Genomic DNA, 19,633 nt, shown 5'->3' with positions numbered 1-19,633 from the left:
TATAGAACTGTATTCTGATTTCTTAGAAATTAGAATTTGTAGTTCAGGGAAACGGTCCATGCATCGTCCGGATCTTCGCCTTTGTCGAGGTCAGCAGCAAATGCATATTCACCATGGAGCTGTACGTTCTTAGCCAGGGTTACATCAGTGCCCAGGTTCCAGAATTTCAGTTCGTTATCAGCAGTAAGGTTCTTGAGAATATCAGTGCCAAGGCCGGTGCCGCCGAAGTAGGTTGCTCCACCGATGTCATTGTACATCAGGTTAACGTTGAAGGTACCTGGTTTCTTCCAGTTAGCTACGCCGTAGCCAATGCCTGCGTTCCAAGCATCATCGTTCTTGAAGTTGGTGGTTGTGTTCTTTACATATTCGCCGAGAACATAGAAATCGCCAACAGGAATGTTCAGGTCAATGCCATAGAGTTCATCACTGAGAACTTCATTGTTCTGGAATTTCAGGTAATCAGCACCCAGTTTTGCAAAACCGAAGTCATAGCCTGCTTTTGCATAGAATGCATCTTTATCATCAATCAGGGTCTTATCAGTATTTGCATCCTTGTTATAGTTTGTATCAAACTGGCCAAAGCCTACTTTTGCATTGAAAGCATTCTTTGCATAGGACAGTTCAGCGCCGTCGAAGTCGTGGGAATCACCAAAACGCCAGCCATATTCATTGCCGAAGTTGTTAGCATAACGGCCCAGGGTTACAGCGAAGTCGCCGAACTGATGTTTAGCATTGAGGATATCCATGTAAACGCCGTTGTCTTTAGTGTCAGAAGTCGAGTTATTGCCGTCAGCGTCCTTGAAGTTCATGTTGTAGGTCAGGCGGCCATTGATGGTGGTGGTGTCGTTTACCTGACCCTTTACATTGATTCTCATACGGCCATCCCAGGTATCAGATGCATTCTTAACACTGTTATCCTGATAACGCATACGAGCGTCGCCGGACCAGTAAATGTTGCCGACTTTCTTTTCCAGGTTGGAAACGCGAACGCCCAGGTTAGCCAGTTCGTCAGCGTATTCGCCAGCCAGTTTGTCAAGGGTTGCACGCTGTTCAGCGTTCAGCTGGTCTTCTTTAGCCATGAGGCGAGCGATGATCTGAGCCAGTTCGTAACGGGTCATGTTACGTTCACCTTTGAAGGTGCCGTCCGGATAGCCTTCTACGACGCCCTGGTCGGAGAGGTCGGATACTGCCTGGTAAGCCCAGTCATCCGGTGTAACATCAGAGAAAGGATTTGCAGCGTATGCGGATACGCCAGCGGTGAGTGCTGCTACAGCAGCGATTGCGAGAATCTTTTTCATAGTTCTTCGCTCCTTTAGAAAAAAATAAAAAGAATTGGTGTCCCTCTATTTTTCCTACCGGGAGTTCGGTGAATCGGCGTCCGCTCGAGTGACCGTGTTTCCTCTGCATGCTTCTTCACGTACTGACCCTGACTACCGTCCCGAGGGTGGGACCTTGGTCTAGTAAGAGATTAACATAAACATCGAGTAAAATCAAGATTACCCCATGTAAGTACCTCGTCATGCCCCTAACTTCAAAGTACACAATAAGTATACCCTTTTTAATTTTTTCTTTACCATTTCGTTAAATATTCCGATACCAGCGGATTTTCTACTTTGTCTGGTTCATGGACTCTTTCTAATAAATTGACTGCTATTCAATTTTATTAAGAGGAAGATATAGATAATTTCTATAAGCCTGTGAAGCTGAGCAGGGCCATAACAATGGATAGAGAAGTTAGGAGTTAGGAGTTAGGAGTTAGGAGTGAAGAGTGGTGGTGCGGCGCATCAATTCATATAGCGCCGCGAAGTATGTATGCCTGTTCCACGGCTAGCCGCTGTATACGCACTCCCCGGTCCCCGTCATTTCGAGCGGTGGCAGCATGCTCTATGGCTCTACTGTCCAAAATCGCTACAGCTTCGAGGAGTCGAGAAATCTTTCTTGCGTACGGGAATACAGGGCTTTTCACACCGGCGTCAGCGTTGTAACACCGTCACAGGCATCTTTCTCGGAGATCTCTCGACTCTCTCCCACATACGATTCTTACGACTCTCCTCACCTCGGCGCTTACCACCGCTCGAGATGACGAGGAAGGGATGGAGTCACCATTGCAAGTAGGGCGTTCCGGAAAGATAACCCTTCTCTCCCCCGTCATTTCGAGCGGTGGCAGCATACTTTATGGCTCTACTGCCCAAAATCGCTACAGCTACGATGAGTCGAGAAATCTTTCTTGTGTACGGGAATACAAGTTTTCTCTCCGAAATTAGGAGTTGTAACACCGTTATAGTCATTTCCCCGGGAGATTTCTCGACTCTCTCACATACGATTCTTATGGTTACAGTCACCACGGCGCTTACCTCCGCTCGAAATGACGAGGAAGGGGTAGCGTCACCATTGCGAGTATGGTGCCCCGGAAAGATGGCTTTTCCCTCCCCCGTCATTTCGAGCGGTGGCACCATGCTCTATGACTCTACTGCCCAAAATCGCTACAGCTTCGAGGAGCCCCGAAATCTTTCTTGTGTTCGGGAATACAGGTTTTCTCTCCGAAATCAGGAGTTATAACACCGTTATAGTCATCTTTCTCGGAGATCTCTCGACTCTCTCCCACATTCGATTCTTACGACTCTCCTCACCTCGGCGCTTACCACCGCTCGAGATGACGGGAAAGGGATGGAGTCACCGTTGCGATTACGGTATTCCGGAAAATGCCCCTTCCCGCCTCCCCGTCATTTCGAGCGGTGGCAGCATGCTCTATGGCTCTTCCGCCAAAATCGCTACAGCTTCGAGGAGTCGAGAAATCTTTCTTTCGTACGGGAATACAGGTTTTCCCTCTGAATTTAGGAGTTGTAACACCGTTACAGTCATTTCCCTGGGAGATTTCTCAACTCTCTCTCACATACAATTCTTATGGTTACAGTCACCACGGCGCTTGCCACCGCTCGAAATGACGTAAAAGGGATATAGTCATCAGAAAGATAACGGTATTTCTGAAAAATGACTTCCTCCGTTTCTCGTCATTTCGAGCGGTGGCAGCATGCTATATCGCTCTACCGTTAAGAATCGCTACAGCTTCGAGGAGTCGAGAAATCTTTCTTGTGGTCGGGAATACAGGGCTTTGCGCACCGGCGTCAGCGTTGTAACACCATCACAGGCATTTTTCTCGGAGATCTCTCGACTCTCTCTCACATACTATTTTGAAAGCATCCTCATTCCGGCGCTTACCACCGCTCGAGATGACGGGAAAGGGATGGAGTCACCGTCACGATTACGGTATTCCGGAAAATGCCCCTTCCCGCCCCCACGTCATTTCGAGCGGTGGCAGCATGCTCTATGACTCTACCGCCAAAATCGCTACAGCTTCGACGAGTCGAGAAATCTTTCTTGTGTTCGGGAATACCTGGCTTTTCACACCAGCGTCAGCGTTGTAACACCGTCATAGGCATTTTTCTCGGAGATCTCTCGACTCTCTCTCACATACGATTCTTTTATTCTTCGATAATCCGGCGCTTACCTCCGCTCGAGATGACGAAGAAGGGGTAGCGTCACCATCGCAAGTACGGTGTCCTGGAAAGATGCCCCTTCCCGCTTCCCGTCATTTCGAGCGGTGCCAGCATGCTCGATGGCTCTATTGTCAAAGCCGCTACAGCTTCGATGAGTCGAGAAATCTTTCTTGTGTTCGGGAGTACAGTTTTTCTCTCCGGAATCAGGAATTGCAACACCGTTATAGTCATCTTTCTCGGAGATCTCTCGACTCTCTCTCACATACGATTCTTACGACTCTCCTCACCTCGACGCTTACCACCGCTCGAGATGACGGGAAAGGGATGGAGTCATCGTCGCGATTACGGTATTCCGGAAAATGCCCCTTCCCTCCCTCGTCATTTCGAGCAGTGTGATCATCCCCTATGGCTCTACTGTCCAAAATCGCTACAGCTACGACGAGTCAAGAAATCTCTCTTGCGTACGGGAGTACACGCTTTAAATACTTTCACCATTTACCGAAAATTCAATCATTGCTATGATAATTGAAATGGGAAATAACAAAAGGGGGACTCGCGATGGGATACGTTTACATCTTGACCAATATATCAAAGACGACTCTTTATATTGGTGTCACCAACAACCTCCAGCGACGTTACATGGAGCACCTATCCGGTACCATTGACGGATTCACCAAAAGATATCATCTTCATTCCCTTGTCTACTTTGAACAGTACAACGACATCAGGGACGCCATCCGCAGGGAAAAGCAATTGAAGTCCTGGTCCCGGGTCAAAAAGAACGATCTCATTGACAGCATGAATCCGGAATGGATCAACCTTGCCAGTCAGTGGCTGTAACACCGTTATAGTCATTTTCCCGGGAGATTTCTCGACTCTCTCTCACATACGATTCTTATGGTTACAGTCACCACGGCGCTTGCCACCGCTCGAAATGACGGTAAAGAGGATATAGTCATCAGAAAGATAACGGTATTTCTGAAAAATGACTCCCTCCACTCTCCGTCATTTCGAGCGGTGGCAGCATGCTCTATGGCTCTACTATCAAAACCGCTACAGCTTCGACGAGTCGAGAAATCTTTCTTGCGTTCGGGAATACGGGGCTTTGCGCACCGATGTCAGCATTGTAACACCGTCACAGTCATCTTTCTCGGAGATCTCTCGACTCTCTCTCACATTCTATTCTTATGATCATTGACATTACGGCGCTTACCTCTGCTCGAGATGACGGGATAGGGAAGATGTCATTTTACTGAAACCGGTTCCCTGAGACCCCGCTCTACTCGCCTCGTCATTCTCCCATACGGATGAGTCCATCTGTTTTTCCTAATAAAAAAGACTCCCGAAGGAGTCTTTTTTATTGATGTGTCTGAACCGGATTCGATTAGAATGCGTAGTTCAGTTCAACGCCCCAAGTGTCATCGGGGTCTTCGGTGCTGCCGGAAGCTTTAGCAGCGAAGTTGTAGTAAGCGTCCAGTTCAACGCCCTTCTGGAGAGCTACGCCTGCGCGAGCTACCCAGAAGTGTACATCGGACCAGTTATCCCAGCCGTAGTCCAGCTGGTCGGTGAGGTCCAGGGCGGAGTTGCCGAGGAGCATAGCGCCGGCATCGGCTTTTACATAATGAACGCCCAGCTGCCAGGTGCCTGGTTTGTCGGTGTCCACAGCGCCGTAGGTAAGGCCTGCAGTCCACAGAGCCGGGTCGTCAGCTTTGTAGGAGCCAAAATTGCCAAGATCAATCTTGCCGGACCACAGGGTCTTTACATAGTCGCCGTCAAGAGTGAAGTTGCCGCCCAGGTCAACGGTGGTGCCAATGCCCCAAACCTTAGCGTTTTTATCTCCGGAATATACATCAAGATTCTTCAGTCCATCATATAATTCAGCATTGAAGTTATGGGTGGGTTCCATGTAGAATGCAGATACGTCAGCACCGTCGGCAATGTGGCCGGTGAGTTTTGCATACCATGCTTCGGTGGAAGCCTGGTCCTTCCATGCTACACCATAATCACCTGCTTTAACATCTGTATCTTTAACGTCTTCATCCGAAAGTGTGAATGTCTTATATCCACTCTTGAAGCGGCCATAGCCTGCTTCTACGCCGATTTTGCCGTTGTCCCAGGCTGCGTTGACGCCGTCGAAAATACCGTCTTCATCCCAGAAGGTGCCGGTCTGGTCGAGGGCTACACCGAAGCGGCCCATGTTAACGGTGGTCTTGTCATTTGGTGTCCACTGGGAATATATGCGGTCCATGGTGGTGTCGCCGTCATCTTCATCTGCATTCTTGAAGTACATATTGGTCACGAAACGGCCGTTAACGGTGACCTGGTCATTGACCTGGCCTTTCACGTTGATACGCATACGGCCATTCCATGTATCGTTGTCCTTTGCTTTACCTTCATCATTCAGGTTGTGCTGGTACTGCATGCGGGCATCGCCGGACCAGTAAATGTTGCCAACTTTCTTTTCCAGGTTGGAAACGCGAACGCCCAGGTTAGCCAGTTCGTCTGCGTATTCGCCAGCCAGTTTGTCGAGGGTTGCACGCTGTTCAGCGTTCAGCTGGTCTTCTTTAGCCATGAGGCGGGCGATGATCTGAGCCAGTTCGTAACGGGTCATGTTACGTTCACCTTTGAAGGTGCCGTCCGGATAGCCTTCTACGACGCCCTGGTCGGAGAGGTCGGATACTGCCTGGTAAGCCCAGTCATCCGGTGTAACATCAGAGAAAGGATTTGCAGCGTATGCGGATACGCCAGCGGTGAGTGCTGCTACAGCAGCGATTGCGAGAATCTTTTTCATGTTCTTCGCTCCTTCTAGAAAATATAAGAGAAATTGGCTGTCCCTTTATTTTAGAAGCGATTCCGAAGAAAGGTGATGCTCGAGTGACCGTGTTTCCTCTGCGTCTTTCTTCCTCTTCACTTCCGTCCCAAAGCAGGGACCGCTTCAGAACCTTAATCATTATACCATGATTATTAGAATTTAACAAATGTTTATCATCGACTCATTACAGAATATATACGTTTATGTGTAGTAATGACTTCTTTTCAACTATAAAATATCACATAAATTCTTTGAAATCATTAGAAGATAGAGTTGAGATTCAGCGGCTGCGCCGCCTTGTCCCATCAATCCATCCTGCGGTTTTGCCTCCAGATACACACGCTCCACTCCCCACTATCTCAAGCGGTGACAGCATGCTTTATGACTCTACTGTCAAAACCGCTACAGCTTCGAGGAGCCGAGAAATCCCTCTTGTGCTCGGGAATACAGGGTTTCCCTTCCGAATTCAGGAGTTGTAACACCGTCATAGTCATTTCTCCGGGAGATTTCTCGACTCTCTCGCACATACGATTCTTGCGGTTACAGTCACCACGGCGCTTACCACCGCTCGAAATGACGTAAAGCGGATATAGTCATCATAAAGATAACGGTATTTCTAAAAAATGACCCCCTCCACTCCCCGTCATTTCGAGCGGTGCCAGCATGTCTTATGACTCTACTGCCAAAACCGCTACAGTTTCGAGGAGCCCCGAAATCTTTCTTGTGTTCGGGAATACACGCTTTTCACACCGGCGTCAGCGTTGTAACACCGTCACAGGCATTTTTCTCGGAGATCTCTCGACTCTCTCTCACATACGATTCTTACGACTCTCCTCACTTCGGCGCTTACCACCGCTCGAGATGACGGAAAGAGATGGAGTCACCGTCACGATTACGGTGTTCCGGAAAAATTCCTCTTCCCGCCCCTCGTCATTTCGAGCGGTGGCAACATGCTGTATGGCTCTATCGCCAAAATCGCTACAGCTTCGAGGAGTCGAGAAATCTTTCTTGCGTACGGGAATACAGTTTTTCCCTTCCGAATTCAGGAGTTGTAACACCGTCACGGTCATTTGTCTGAGAGATTTCTCGACTCTCTCTCACATACGATTCTTGCGGTTACAGTCAACACGGCGCTTGCCACCGCTCGAAATGACGAAGGACGGGATAGAGTCGCCATCACAAGTACGGTGTTCCGGAAAGATGACCCTTCCCTCTCCCCGTCATTTCGAGCGGTGCCAGCATGCTTTATGACTCTACTATCAAAACCGCTATAGCTTCGACGAACCGAGAAATCTCTCTTGTGCTTGGAAATACAGGGTTTCCATCCCGAATTCAGGAGTTGTAACACCGTCATAGTCATTTCTCCGGGAGATTTCTCGACTCTCTCGCACATACGATTCTTGCGGTTACAATCACCACGGCGCTTGCCACCGCTCGAAATGACGAAGGACGGGATAGAGTCGCCATCACAAGTACGGTGTTCCTGAAAAATACCGTTTTCCGCTCCCCGTCATTTCGAGCGGTGGCAGCATGTCCTATGACTCTACTGCCCAAAACCGCTACAGCTTCGAGGAGCCGAGAAATCTTTCTTGTGTTTAGGAGTACACGCTTTTCACACCGCCTCCAGCGTTGTAACACCGTCATAGTCATTTCTCTGGGAGATTTCTCGACTCTCTCACATACGATTCTTACGGTTACAGTCACCACGGCGCTTGCCACCGCTCGAAATGACGAAGGAGGGATAGAGTCAATGGATAGAGTCACCACCACCTCGGCCGAAGGCCGTTCCCCTTGAGCCACTTCAGTCTCCTCAGCCACTTTTTAAAAAAAGCAGCATGGACAAGGATGATTCCTTTCCCATGCTGCTGTTACTTACAGTCCCATTTTCTGTTTATAGACCTTGTCTTTCCCTGTGGCCCGGCAGTCTTTGCAGTAGCCGTAGATTTCTACTCTCGGTTCCACGGCTTCGAAGCCGTATTCCCGGTCCATGTACCGTTCGTATCCCTTTTCCAGTTCCACGTCCACCGGGAAGATTTTGTGGCAGGAGAGGCAGATGGCATGGTGCACGGTGGTGCCCTGGGCGTATTCGTACCGGGTAAGGCCATCGTCCAGCATGGTAGAACGGAGAAGCAGTCCCTTTTCCGCCAGGGCTTCACAGTTCCTGTATACCGTGGACAGGCTGAGGCGGGTGTCCTTGCCCCGCACTGCTTCATACACTTCACCGGCCGTCATGGGAAGGCTCTTGTCCAGGACTTTCATGATCATTATCCGTGCTTTCGTCCTTTTCAAATGCTTCCGGACCAGTATTTCTTCGTAATTTCCCATATGATGTACCCGTTTCTTCCTCCGCATCCCCGCGGATTAATTACATAGTATACTATATAGTTTCATTATATGGGTTTTGGACCAATTGGTCAAGGGAAAGTAAAGAGAAAGACAGCGGCCTGGCGCCTGGACTCGAGGAAGAAAATATGTATTTCGATATACTATTTAATTTGTGCACCGCCTCCGGCATCCGCCGCTTCGCAGCCACCCCTCCACCGCTTACGCGGTCCCCCGCCTCTAAAGAGGGGGCGGTCAGGGTATTCAATATTCTACGGCGCTTTCTCATATGATGCACCGCCTCCTTCCCCTCGGGCAAAGCCCGTTTCCACTGAGCCACCTTGCCAAAGGCATTGCCCTCCAGCCACCTTAACACCTCCACTAAAAAAACCGTGGTCAGTGATTTCTCACTTTCCACGGTTTCCTGATCAGGGCATTACTTATTTAATATCGTACATGCCGCTGACTCCTTCTTTCAGGTTGATGTAGATGTTCTTCAGCTGGCTGTAGTGTTCCAGGATGACCTTATGGGTTTCACGGCCGATGCCGGACTGTTTGTAGCCGCCAAAGGGAGCGCCTGCGGGGAGGTCGTTGTAGGTGTTCACCCACATACGGCCGGTCCGTACGCCACGGGCTACTTTCAGGGCGGTATTGATGTTCTTTGTGAATACGGCGCCGCCTAAGCCATAGACGCTGTCGTTGGCCAGGGCGATGACTTCATCGGCGGTCCTGAATTTCTGGACAACCACCACCGGTCCGAAGATTTCTTCCTGGCATACCCGGTCATTCGGGTTGTCGGTGACAAGGATGGTCGGTTTCATGAAGAACCCTTTATCACAGCCGTTTTCGGTGTACCGTTCGCCGCCGGTGATGAGTTTTGCCCCTTCCTGGATGCCGATCTGTACGTATTTCAGGACTTTATCCTGCTGTGCTTTGTAAATCTGGGCGCCCAGCTGGGTGGATGGGTCCGTAGGATCACCGATCTTCACGCTTTCGAAGGTGGCTTTCAGGTGTTTCAGGAATTCATCGAAAATGCCTTCCTGTACGAAGAGCCGGGAGCCGGCGCAGCATACCTGACCCTGGTTGAACAGGATGCCCTTGCAGGCACCGTCGACGGCCTGGGCAAGGTCCGCATCGTCGAATACGATGTTGGCGGATTTGCCGCCCAGTTCCAGGGTGACAGGAATCAGCTTATCGCAGGCAGCCTGGTATACGCCATGGCCTACTTCGGTGGAACCGGTGAAGGCGAGCTTATCCAGGTCCGGATGGTCCAGGAGCCACTGGCCGGACTTGGAGCCCTTGCCGGTGATCACGTTCAGTACGCCCTTCGGAAGTACGTCCTGGATGAGACGGACCAGTTCCATAAGGGACAGGGATGTATGGGAAGACGGTTTAATGACTACCGTATTTCCTGCTGCCAGGGCCGGAGCCAGTTTCCAGCATGCCATGGTGAAGGGGAAGTTCCAGGGAATGACCTGGCCAACCACACCTACCGGTTCATGGAGGATGAGGGACAGGGTGTTGTCGTCCAGCATGGTGGCAGAGCCTTCCCATGCGCGCAGGCATCCTGCGAAGTAGCGGAAATGGTCGCTGCCAAGAGGAATGTCGGCAGCCTTGGTTTCACGGATAGGCTTGCCGTTGTCCAGTGTTTCCACCAGTGCCAGGTGGTCTGCATTGGCATCAATGATGTCTGCAATCTTTAAAAGGATATTCTGCCTTTCAATGGGAGAAGTCTTGGACCAGGCAGGCAGCGCTGCTCTGGCTGCTTTCACTGCTTTGTCCACGTCTTCTTTTGTGGCTTCTGCGAAGTAAGCCAGGTGTTCACCATTTGCCGGGTTGTGGGCATCAAAGGTGGCTCCGTCACCGGCGGGAACAAATTCGCCATTAATGAAAAGGCCGTACTCTTTCTGAATGTCTGCTTTTGCCATAGGAAAATACCTTCCTTTCGAAGAATGGGATGAGGATTTCTCTCCCCTATATAATTTTCCACTGAAATTTATACGATTGTCCGATGGTTCAGCGGGGATGATTCACAGCGGGCCGGAAGAAATACAACTTTTCATACTGTTCGATGGTCACTTTCTTTCGGATAAGTGCTGTGACAACAGTATACCATGGAACAGCGTGATATTCAATAGACTCGATATAGCTTTAAAGTATGGCGGGCTATAAAAGGAAAGGGGGCTGAGGTGACTGAAGTGACTGAAGTGGCTGAGGGGGAACGGGCTTTGCCCAAGGGCTTATTCTGACCGGATTTAGCCACATGCAGGTGAATGGGGCTAAGGGTGGTGGGTGAACGTCACTTCGCTCGTTCACCGGGTTGTGGGCGCTTCGCGCCGGGGGCATAAGGATGGCTTGCCTGCGGCGCTTCCTACAGCTAACCTCCGTCGCCTTCGGCGCCACCTCCTTCCCGAGGAAGGAGGCTATCTATTAGCGGCTCCGCCGCAGTTGGGATCCTGATGACACTGCTCGTAAAACGGGCAAACGACTCTGCAGGAGGCTCCCTTTTCCAAAGGGAGCTCCCCACCGGGGTGAGGGATTCTGTTGGACGCGCCGCAGGCTGATTCGCTTATTGCTCAAGGCTCGTGACTCTGAACGAACCCTTGCCAATGACCATCTAATCGCCAGGCAAAAAAAAAGAAGCCCCCGAAGGGACTTCTTTTTGATTTTCTAAGGGATTAGAAAATGTAGTTCAGGGATACGGACCAGAGGTCATCGTAGTCAACTTTGTCGTCAGTCTTTACGTCGAATGCATATTCAGCGTGGAGCTTAACGTTCTTCTGGAGAATGACATCGCCCTGAGCGAGCCAGTATTTAACGGTGTTAACGCCGCTGTTGGTATCTGTGCCAACGAGGCCTGCCGGTGTTACGTTGTAGGTAGCATCGTCGATGAAGGAACCTCTTTCAGCATGGAGGTACTGAGCGCTCAGATCCCAGGTGCCCGGTTTCTTCCAGTCCAGGTGGCCATAGCCGAGGCCTGCGGTCCAGGTGTAAGGATCTCCTGCATGTTCGGTGTTCTTGTAGTAGTCACCGAATACGCTGAAGTCACCGCCAAGGCGGGCAGTGAGGCCGGCGCCCAGGAGACGGGCATCGAGGGAATCCTTGCCGTCCAGATATTCCACGTCATAGGAAATGCGGCCTGCATCGCCATAGATACGGCCCAAGAACAGTTCGTTATCATTCTTTGTGTTGGAGGCTGTTGTGGTTTCCTTACCTGTTTCCTTATCTTTAGTGGTAACCAGAACGGTCTTGCCAAGTCTGCCACCATAGAGACGGCCATAGCCGAGGTCTACATTGACTTTGCCAAGAGCAGCGGTAGCGATGGCGCCATCGAATTCGTCATCGAATTCAGTGCCCGTCTGGCCAAGGAACAGGTCCTGGCGGCCCAGGGTTACGCCGACTTTATCGCCGAACTGGTGGTGAACTTCCAGTACTTCCATCCAAGTATTGGCAGAGCCATCATCCTTAAAGTTGAAATCGCTGCGGTAACGGCCTTCTACATAGGTGCTGTCATTGACAGTGGCGTGGGCGGTAATCTTCATACGGCCATCCCATTTATCTTTGGATTTGCCGTTATCACCATAGCTCTGTACGAAACGCATACGAGCGTTGCCGGACCAGGCAATGTTGCCTACCTTCTTTTCCAGGTTGGAAACGCGAACGCCCAGGTTGGCCAGTTCGTCAGCGTATTCGCCAGCCAGTTTGTCCAGGGTGGCTTTCTGTTCAGCATTCAGCTGGTCTTCTTTAGCCATGAGGCGGGCAATGATCTGAGCCAGTTCATAACGGGTCATGTTCCGTTCACCTTTGAAGGTACCATCCGGATAGCCTTCTACGACGCCCTGGTCGGAGAGGTCGGATACTGCCTGGTAAGCCCAGTCATCGGTGGAAACATCGGAGAATGGATTTGCTGCGTAAGCGGATACGCCAGCGGTGAGTGCAGCTGCAGCTGCCAGTGCGAGAATTTTTTTCATAGTTCTTCGCTCCTTTAGAAAAATATATTGGATAACCTGCCCTATTTTTCGAAGGAGTGAACATAACTCTGGCAAGAGTTTCCATGTTTCCTCTGCCTTACCCTCTCTCCCCCGCCATATCCCCAGGGCCGGAAATATAGTTATGACTAGCATACTATAAAGGCTGATTCTGCCGCAACGGGAAAAATGAATTTTTATACGATTTAATTCATATCTAACCGGTTTGCGATAATCCTTTTATGGAATAAAAAAAGAGGAACCCCGCCATGGGATTCCTCTTCGAATCTGTGCCTTTATGAATATGAAATTATTTTATACTATTCTTTTGGTAAGTGCAAGGGGATAAAGTGAGTTAGTGGGATAGTGGATTTGTAAGACAGGGCATTGGCTGAGGCCTGGTAGCCAGGGATGGTAAGAAGTGGTGCAAGGGTAACGGGCTGCACCCGAGGAGGAATGTGACGCGTCAATTCGTATAGCGGCACGATTTTTGTACAGCGGCTTCACCGCCAAATCCCCACTTCACACTCCCGTCATTTCGAGCGGTGGCACCATGCTCTATGTCTCTACTGTCAAAGCCGCTACAGCTGCGATAAGCCCCGAAATCTTTCTTGCGTACGGGAATACAGGACTTTGCGCACCGGCGTCAGCGTTGTAACACCGTCATAGGCATTTTTCTCGGAGATTTCTCGACTCTCTCTCACATACGATTCTTTTATTCTTCAATAATCCGGCGCTTACCTCCGCTCGAAATGACGGAAAGGGGATATAGTCATCAGAAAGATAACGGTATTTCTGAAAAATGACTCCCTCTACTCCCCGTCATTTCGAGCGGCAGCACCATGCTCTATGTCTCCACTGTCAAAGCCGCTACAGCTACGATGAGCCCCGAAATCTTTCTTGTGTACGGGAATACAGGTTTTCTCTCTCGATTCAGGAGTTGTAACACCGTCATAATCATCTTTCTCGGAGATCTCTCGACTCTCTCTCACATTCTATTCTTATGATCATTGCCATTACGGCGCTTACCTCCGCTCGAGATGACGAAGGAGGGGTGGAGTCACCATCGCAAGTAGGGCGTTCCGGAAAGATGACCCTTCCCTCCCACGTCATTTCGAGCGGTGGCAGCATGCTTTATGACTCTACTGTCAAAACCGCTACAGCTTCGATGAGTCGAGAAATCTTTCTTGTGTACGGGAATACAGGTTTTCTCTCTCGATTCAGGAGTTGTAACACCGTCATAATCATCTTTCTCGGAGATCTCTCGACTCTCTCTCACATACGATTCTTTTATTCTTCAATAATCCGGCGCTTACCACCGCTCGAAATGACGTAAAGGGGATACAGTCATCAGAAAGATAACGGTATTTCTGAAAAATGACCCCCCCTCTACTCCCCGTCATTTCGAGCGGTAGCAGCATACTCTATGACTCTACTGTCAAAGCCGCTACAGCTACGATGAGTCGAGAAATCTTTCTTGCGTTCGGGAATACACGCTTTTCACACTGGCGTCAGCGTTGTAACACCGTTATAGTCATTTCCCCGGGAGATTTCTCGACTCTCTCTCATACGATTTTTACGATTACAGCCGCCAGAATCGGTGCTTCCTCATCATCCCCTGCTCCTTAAAAGTCGGAGGAGACAGAAAGTAATGGCCGCTACCAGAAGAAACAGGGCTCCATGGACGAGCAGGTTTCCGTCGCTCCCATTGGCCAGGAGGACTGATTCACCTGTGGTGCTCTATCATTTGTGCGCCTCCCCATCGCCCGCAGGGCATTCCACGATCTTGGTCGCTTAACTTGGTCGGTGGACCGACCAAGTTAAGCGACCATGTTATTTCTTGCGATATTTTTGATTCCGGCTTCTTGGCTTATCGGGTATCGTCATTTCAATCCTTCCTTGCTTAAGGGCAGGATTCAAGTAATTCTTCCTGAATGTCGGCCGATGAGTAAGTCCTAACTGTTCCATGATTTCTGCAGCCGAGAGTTCCTTGCTTCCAAGGGCAGCCAAAAGTCGCTCTACATAGGGGTCTGCACTTTCATCCCCAGGTTCTCCCATATGCCCGACTACAGAAGTCTCTTCCAGCGTATCCAATATGATTTTCAGCATCAGTTCCACAAAGCTTCTGCTGTCCGCTTCCTGATCAGACCGGCCAAGGGCATCATAATATTCTCTCTGCCTTTTGCGAATCAGGTCTTCTATAGGGAGCCAATAAAACAGCTCATTCCATTTACCAAGTAAAAGGCTGTGCCACATCCGCCCCATGCGTCCATTTCCATCAGCAAAAGGATGGATAAATTCAAATTCATAGTGGAATATAGCACTGCGAATCAGTGGATGTAAGTTGGATGCCCTATACCATTCAAAAAGATTATGAATCTCTTCCGGTACAAATACGGCAGGAGGCGCCAGATGGATGACCACATTTCCATCAAACACCCCTATGCTGCCAGAACGGAATTTTCCATTTTTAGGAATCAGTCCGGCCATCATGATCTTGTGGGCTCTCAGCAGGTCCTTCACTGAATAAGGATTCAAGGAGAGCATCAACTCGTAGGCTTCATAAGCATTTTTGACCTCGCGAATCTCATTGGGATTTCCCAAAATCCGCTTTCCATTAATAATGGCAGTCACCTGTTCCAATGACAGGGAATTGTGCTCTATGGCAAGGGATGAATGAATGGTCCTGATTCTGTTTTCTTTTCTCAGGTGAGGATTCATGTTGCCATGGGATAAAACCTTAATCCGTCCAATCTGTTCACTGATAGCAGCTACCAGATTGATAATCTTATCGGTAATATGAAACGGCGGTGTATATTCATCCATATCCGGAGCGCCTCTTTTCTGTAATAGACACTGCCATTTTATTCATCGTCATTGAAATAATCACTGTCTACCCGTTTAATTGCGTAATTATAAACAGTACTGACTCCAAGTCCATATCTGATCATTAAACCGGTCAGCATATTCCCATCAATCAGGACAATCTTGGCTGTCATATGTTTTTCAACGAATTTTTTCGCTGCTTTGCTAAAATGGGATGTTATGAACTTCACCATCCACTCAGCCAGCTCCCCTTTCATTCCCGCCAATCCATCCTGCGGCTTTGCCGCGCCCCTTCTCTAAGGGGCTGCATGTTAAGGATGGATATCACTTTGGGCTTTGTACCATTACGGTGAGCCTATCCAGCGACGAATCCGTAGTCAGGTTTCATCATGCGGCGCTATATAAATTGTGCGCCGCACCTCCACTCAGCCAGCTCCCCTTTCATTCCCGCCAATCCATCCTGCGGCTTTGCCGCGCCCCTCCTCTAAGGGGCTGCATGTTAAGGATGGATATCACTTTGGGCTTTGTACCATTACGGTGAGCCTATCCAGCGGTGAAGCCGCAGTCAGGTTTCATCATGCGGCGCTATATGAATTGTGCGCCGCGCCTCCACTCCTAACTCCTCACTCCTCACTTTTCACTTTTCCATATTTTTACGCAGGATTGGATTATTTATCCTTTCTCACCAATAAAGACACTGTCTCCACGTGCATGGTCTGGGGGAACATGTCCACCGGCTGCACTTCTTTTGTCTCATAGCCCAGGGCATTGAGGATCTTCGCATCCCTGGCGAAGGTAGCAGGGTTGCAGGAGACGTAGACCATACGGGCCGGTTCCATGGCAGCCGCTGCTTTCAGTACGTCTTCGCTGCAGCCGGCGCGGACGGGGTCCATGACGATCACGTCCGGGCGCTCCCCTTTTTCGTAGAGCGAAGGCATCAGTTTTCCTGCGTCATCGGCGTAGAATTCCGCATTTTCTATATGGTTGAAGGCGGCATTCTTCTTTGCGTCTTCGATGGCTTCTTTCACGATTTCAATGCCGATGACCCGTTTCGCCTTCTTCGCCAGGCACAGGGAAATGGTGCCGGTGCCGCAGTAGGCGTCGATGACGGTCTCGCCGCCGGAAAGATTGGCATAGGTAAGGGCCCGGTCATAGAGGACCTCCGCCTGTTCCTTATGGACCTGGAAGAAGGAAAAGGGAGATACTTCAAAGGACAGGCCGCAGAGGGAGGCAGTAAGGGTCTTCTTTCCCCAAAGGTGATGGATGACAGGTCCCAGGATGGCATTGCCCCGTCCGGACTGGACGTCGTGATAGATAGATACCACCTCCGGCAGGAGTTTCCTCATTTCCTCCACCCAGAGTTCATGGAAAGGAAGGACTTCCGTGGCGGTAACGATGACCACCATCACTTCCCCTTTGTCCCCCACCCGGGCCATGATGTGGCGTATGGTGCCTTTACCGGATTTTTCGTTGTACCCCCGCACATGGTGGCGGGTCATGAAGCCTTCCACGAACCGGAGGACCCGGTTATTTTCTTCTTCCTGGATGAGGCAGCCGTCGATGGGCACCACCTGGTGGCTCCCCTGGCGGTAGTAGCCCAGGATGGGGCCGCCGGTGGCCTGGGCCACGGGAAGGGCCATCTTGTTCCGGTAGTTCCAGGGGTAGGCGGCACCGAGGATGGGAAGCACAATGTCATCTGTAAAGCCGCCGATCCGGGTCATCACGTCCCGCACCCGCCGTTCTTTTACCGCCAGCTGTCCCTCATAGGTGAGGTGGGAAATCTGGCAGCCGCCACAGGCATGGTAGACCGGACATTCGGGCACCGTCCTTTGCGGGGACGCCTGCTCGATGGAAATAAGCTTTCCCTGGGCATAGGATTTCTTCACCACCACCATGGAGGCCTTCACGATTTCTCCCGGAAGGGCCCCCGGGATAAATACGGTAAAGTCATCGACGGAACCGATGCCTTCCCCATGGATGCCCAGGTCCCGGATGGGGATGGTGTAGACTTCATTCAGTTTGACAGGTACATTTCTTTTCGTCATGGCGGTGCTCCTTTGCATAGCTCAGTACTTCTATTCTCCCCATTATAGCAGGTAGAATCAGGGTATGAAAAGGCTCCGGCCTGAAGCCGGAGCCAATGTGAATCAGTGGAAAATCCCCCTGGCCGGAAGTTGGCAGAACCATAATGGGCTGCGGCCCAGGGAGACCTATATATCCTTATATATGAAAAAGTCTTTTCGTATTTGCCAGGGCATGGAGGCGGAGTTCTTCCGCGGTTACGTGCATATAGGAGGCCAATGTCTCCACTACGTAGGTAATGTTCTGGGGCACGTTGGTCCGAGGCAGGTGGAATCCCCGGGGCGTCAGGTAGGGAGCGTCAGTTTCCACCAGCACCCGATCCAGGGGCAGGATGGATACGGCATCCCGGAGGGAATCCCCCCTCCGTTCATCACAGATCCAGCCGGTGATACCGATGTAGAAGCCCATGTCCAGAAATTTCCGGAGCGTTTCTTTGTCCCCCGTGTAGCAGTGGACCACGGAGAGGGGCGGCAGGTCTTCATGTCCCTTGAAGCAGGCGATAAAGTCGTCTGCCGCATCCCGTTCGTGGAGGAACATGGGCTTATGGAGTTCTTCTGCCAGATCAATGAGTTTCTTAAAGAAATGGAGCTGGTTTTCTTTCTTTGCATACATATGGTCATAGTCAAGGCCCGTCTCTCCCACCGCCACGATGCGGGGATTAGACTCAATGATTTCCCGGACCCTCTCCACATCCCGGTCCTCTGCCCCGTCCGATGCATGGGGATGGATACCGGCGGTGCCATAGAGGTCGTGGGTCTTCACGAAATCATTGACCTGTTCATTTTCCTCCCGGTCCGATCCGGTGAGGATGCAGCGGATGCCCGCATCTTCGGCCTGGGAAATAATCTTTTCCGGATCCGGGAAGGACCGGGAAAAGAGATTGAGCCCTATATCGTAGTACTTTATATCCATAGGAATATCCCCCTTTTCAATGCCCCGCTGCAGCGGACAGTATCCGCCCGGGGCTATCTGTAATCATACTGAAAAGGGCAGGTCCTGTCCATCCCAAAGCCAGGAATAGAATGGCAATATAAAAACCTCCGGAGGGGAGTCCGAAGGTTTTTATTCCTGTTCATACGTGATGAAAGGGCTGATTATTTGCCTGCATTCTTCAGGGCAATTCTCCAGTCGCGGCCCTGCTGGTGAACATCGTTCACATCAGCCTTCTGGACTGCGTCTTTGTTGGATTCAACTTCCTGCTTTTCAGCAGCGGTCAGATGGATGCTCTGGTCCTGGTCCGGAGCGCCTTTCTTTTCAGCGTTGTAGAGGGCAATACGCCAATCTCTTCCGGGATCTCCTGCTGCGGTAGGTTCAGCAGCCTGTACGCCGATTGCTACGCAGGACAGTGCGATAGCTGCGCCGGCCAGTGCCATTGTTAATTTTTTCATAGTATCTGCTCCTTTCAGTATTTGCTGTATATACAGCTTCTATCCCATATCATATTACTTTGCCCCAAATTTGTTAATAGAGGTAAGTAATATTATTTTTGCATAGCTTGCTACAAAAAAAAGAGATACTACTTTACACAGGAATCTCCGGCTTTCTGCCATACCAGCGACAGGAGACGCAGCCCTTTTTCCAACAAAAAAGGACCTTTTCAGGTCCTTAAAAAGTCTGGAGCGGATGAAGGGAGTCGAACCCTCCTGTCCAGCTTGGGAAGCTGGCGTTCTACCGATGAACTACACCCGCAAAGCGGGGTCAAAGCCCCAGGTACGAATACGTACGGATAGATAATACCACACTTTTATTGATTTTGCCATAAGAAGTTGGAAATTCCTGCTTTGGTTCACAATTCTCATCATTTCCGAAAATTTACCATCATTTTCTATGGAATAAGGTTGCGTAAGGTTGCAGAATTGACTGCAACCTTACTTTTTTGAAAAATTACAACCTTACTGGGAAATTGTCAGAATTTATCGAACTTCTCGGAAAATCAATTCAGCGTAAATGGCTTTCCACCATCCTTTACTTCGACATTTTTTACCTTATTCACTGGTTTTGTGAATATTCTCCTTTAGAAATAATAGAAAAGAAAGTCTTATAATCGTAAAAACTCCCGCCATCGAAATGATGGTGGGAGTTAAGGAAGCACTGATTAAATCGTTGTCAGATTTCATCCTTGGATT

11 protein-coding genes and 1 tRNA gene are annotated in these 19,633 nt (G+C 50.1%); 1 reads left to right on the top strand and 11 read right to left on the bottom strand.

Annotated features, from left to right (window positions below; all coding sequences use genetic code 11):
• Positions 1 to 29: 29 nt before the first annotated feature.
• Positions 30 to 1,298, bottom strand: a complete 1,269-nt coding sequence (locus ACFWUL_RS00720) for a porin (RefSeq protein ID WP_416177503.1) — start codon at positions 1,296 to 1,298, stop codon at positions 30 to 32.
• Positions 1,299 to 4,055: 2,757 nt separating this feature from the next.
• Here ACFWUL_RS00720 and ACFWUL_RS00715 point away from each other — a divergent pair.
• Complete coding sequence (locus tag ACFWUL_RS00715; protein WP_416177502.1) at positions 4,056 to 4,337, top strand: GIY-YIG nuclease family protein; 282 nt, start codon at positions 4,056 to 4,058, stop codon at positions 4,335 to 4,337.
• Positions 4,338 to 4,881: 544 nt separating this feature from the next.
• Here ACFWUL_RS00715 and ACFWUL_RS00710 read toward each other — a convergent pair.
• The 10 genes from ACFWUL_RS00710 to ACFWUL_RS00665 all read right to left on the bottom strand — a co-directional run bounded on the left by ACFWUL_RS00710 (position 4,882) and on the right by ACFWUL_RS00665 (position 19,196).
• Positions 4,882 to 6,288, bottom strand: coding sequence for an S-layer homology domain-containing protein (locus ACFWUL_RS00710; RefSeq protein WP_416177501.1), 1,407 nt, complete (start codon positions 6,286 to 6,288; stop codon positions 4,882 to 4,884).
• A gap of 1,893 nt (positions 6,289 to 8,181) precedes the next feature.
• Positions 8,182 to 8,634 carry a Fur family transcriptional regulator gene (locus tag ACFWUL_RS00705; RefSeq protein WP_297019245.1) on the bottom strand — a complete coding sequence of 151 codons (453 nt, stop codon included), beginning with the start codon at positions 8,632 to 8,634 and terminating at the stop codon, positions 8,182 to 8,184.
• A gap of 437 nt (positions 8,635 to 9,071) precedes the next feature.
• Positions 9,072 to 10,559: an aldehyde dehydrogenase family protein gene (locus tag ACFWUL_RS00700; protein ID WP_416177500.1), complete on the bottom strand. Its 1,488-nt coding sequence runs from the start codon at positions 10,557 to 10,559 to the stop codon at positions 9,072 to 9,074.
• Positions 10,560 to 11,309: 750 nt separating this feature from the next.
• Positions 11,310 to 12,602 (bottom strand): S-layer homology domain-containing protein, encoded by a 1,293-nt coding sequence (locus tag ACFWUL_RS00695; RefSeq protein WP_416177499.1) that lies wholly within the window; start codon positions 12,600 to 12,602, stop codon positions 11,310 to 11,312.
• 1,830 nt (positions 12,603 to 14,432) lie between these two features.
• Positions 14,433 to 15,203: a Fic family protein gene (locus ACFWUL_RS00690; protein ID WP_416177498.1), complete on the bottom strand. Its 771-nt coding sequence runs from the start codon at positions 15,201 to 15,203 to the stop codon at positions 14,433 to 14,435.
• A gap of 260 nt (positions 15,204 to 15,463) precedes the next feature.
• Positions 15,464 to 15,682, bottom strand: coding sequence for a restriction endonuclease (locus tag ACFWUL_RS00685; protein ID WP_416177497.1), 219 nt, complete (start codon positions 15,680 to 15,682; stop codon positions 15,464 to 15,466).
• Between the two features lie 411 nt (positions 15,683 to 16,093).
• A complete protein-coding gene (gene rlmD / locus ACFWUL_RS00680) occupies positions 16,094 to 17,470 on the bottom strand; it encodes a 23S rRNA (uracil(1939)-C(5))-methyltransferase RlmD (protein WP_416177496.1) in 1,377 nt (458 codons plus the stop codon).
• Positions 17,471 to 17,645: 175 nt separating this feature from the next.
• Entirely contained in the window at positions 17,646 to 18,419 is a 774-nt protein-coding gene (locus ACFWUL_RS00675) for a TatD family hydrolase (protein ID WP_416177495.1), read from the bottom strand.
• A 182-nt stretch (positions 18,420 to 18,601) separates the two neighbouring features.
• Complete coding sequence (locus ACFWUL_RS00670) at positions 18,602 to 18,895, bottom strand: hypothetical protein (RefSeq protein WP_297021849.1); 294 nt, start codon at positions 18,893 to 18,895, stop codon at positions 18,602 to 18,604.
• 227 nt (positions 18,896 to 19,122) lie between these two features.
• Positions 19,123 to 19,196 (bottom strand) — tRNA-Gly (locus ACFWUL_RS00665).
• Positions 19,197 to 19,633 lie beyond the last annotated feature (437 nt).

This window comes from Dialister sp. (assembly GCF_047832375.1).
Taxonomy (GTDB): domain Bacteria; phylum Bacillota; class Negativicutes; order Veillonellales; family Dialisteraceae; genus Dialister.
This window is presented reverse-complemented; position numbering and strand designations above follow the sequence as displayed.

What these genes read in the sequence shown, in the direction of transcription:
- ACFWUL_RS00720 (WP_416177503.1), bottom strand. Translation starts at nt 1,298, where the DNA reads ATGAAAAAGATTCTCGCAATCGCTGCTGTAGCAGCACTCACCGCTGGC.
- ACFWUL_RS00715 (WP_416177502.1), top strand. Translation starts at nt 4,056, where the DNA reads ATGGGATACGTTTACATCTTGACCAATATATCAAAGACGACTCTTTAT.
- ACFWUL_RS00710 (WP_416177501.1), bottom strand. Translation starts at nt 6,288, where the DNA reads ATGAAAAAGATTCTCGCAATCGCTGCTGTAGCAGCACTCACCGCTGGC.
- ACFWUL_RS00705 (WP_297019245.1), bottom strand. Translation starts at nt 8,634, where the DNA reads ATGGGAAATTACGAAGAAATACTGGTCCGGAAGCATTTGAAAAGGACG.
- ACFWUL_RS00700 (WP_416177500.1), bottom strand. Translation starts at nt 10,559, where the DNA reads ATGGCAAAAGCAGACATTCAGAAAGAGTACGGCCTTTTCATTAATGGC.
- ACFWUL_RS00695 (WP_416177499.1), bottom strand. Translation starts at nt 12,602, where the DNA reads ATGAAAAAAATTCTCGCACTGGCAGCTGCAGCTGCACTCACCGCTGGC.
- ACFWUL_RS00685 (WP_416177497.1), bottom strand. Translation starts at nt 15,682, where the DNA reads ATGAAAGGGGAGCTGGCTGAGTGGATGGTGAAGTTCATAACATCCCAT.
- rlmD (WP_416177496.1), bottom strand. Translation starts at nt 17,470, where the DNA reads ATGACGAAAAGAAATGTACCTGTCAAACTGAATGAAGTCTACACCATC.
- ACFWUL_RS00675 (WP_416177495.1), bottom strand. Translation starts at nt 18,419, where the DNA reads ATGGATATAAAGTACTACGATATAGGGCTCAATCTCTTTTCCCGGTCC.
- ACFWUL_RS00670 (WP_297021849.1), bottom strand. Translation starts at nt 18,895, where the DNA reads ATGAAAAAATTAACAATGGCACTGGCCGGCGCAGCTATCGCACTGTCC.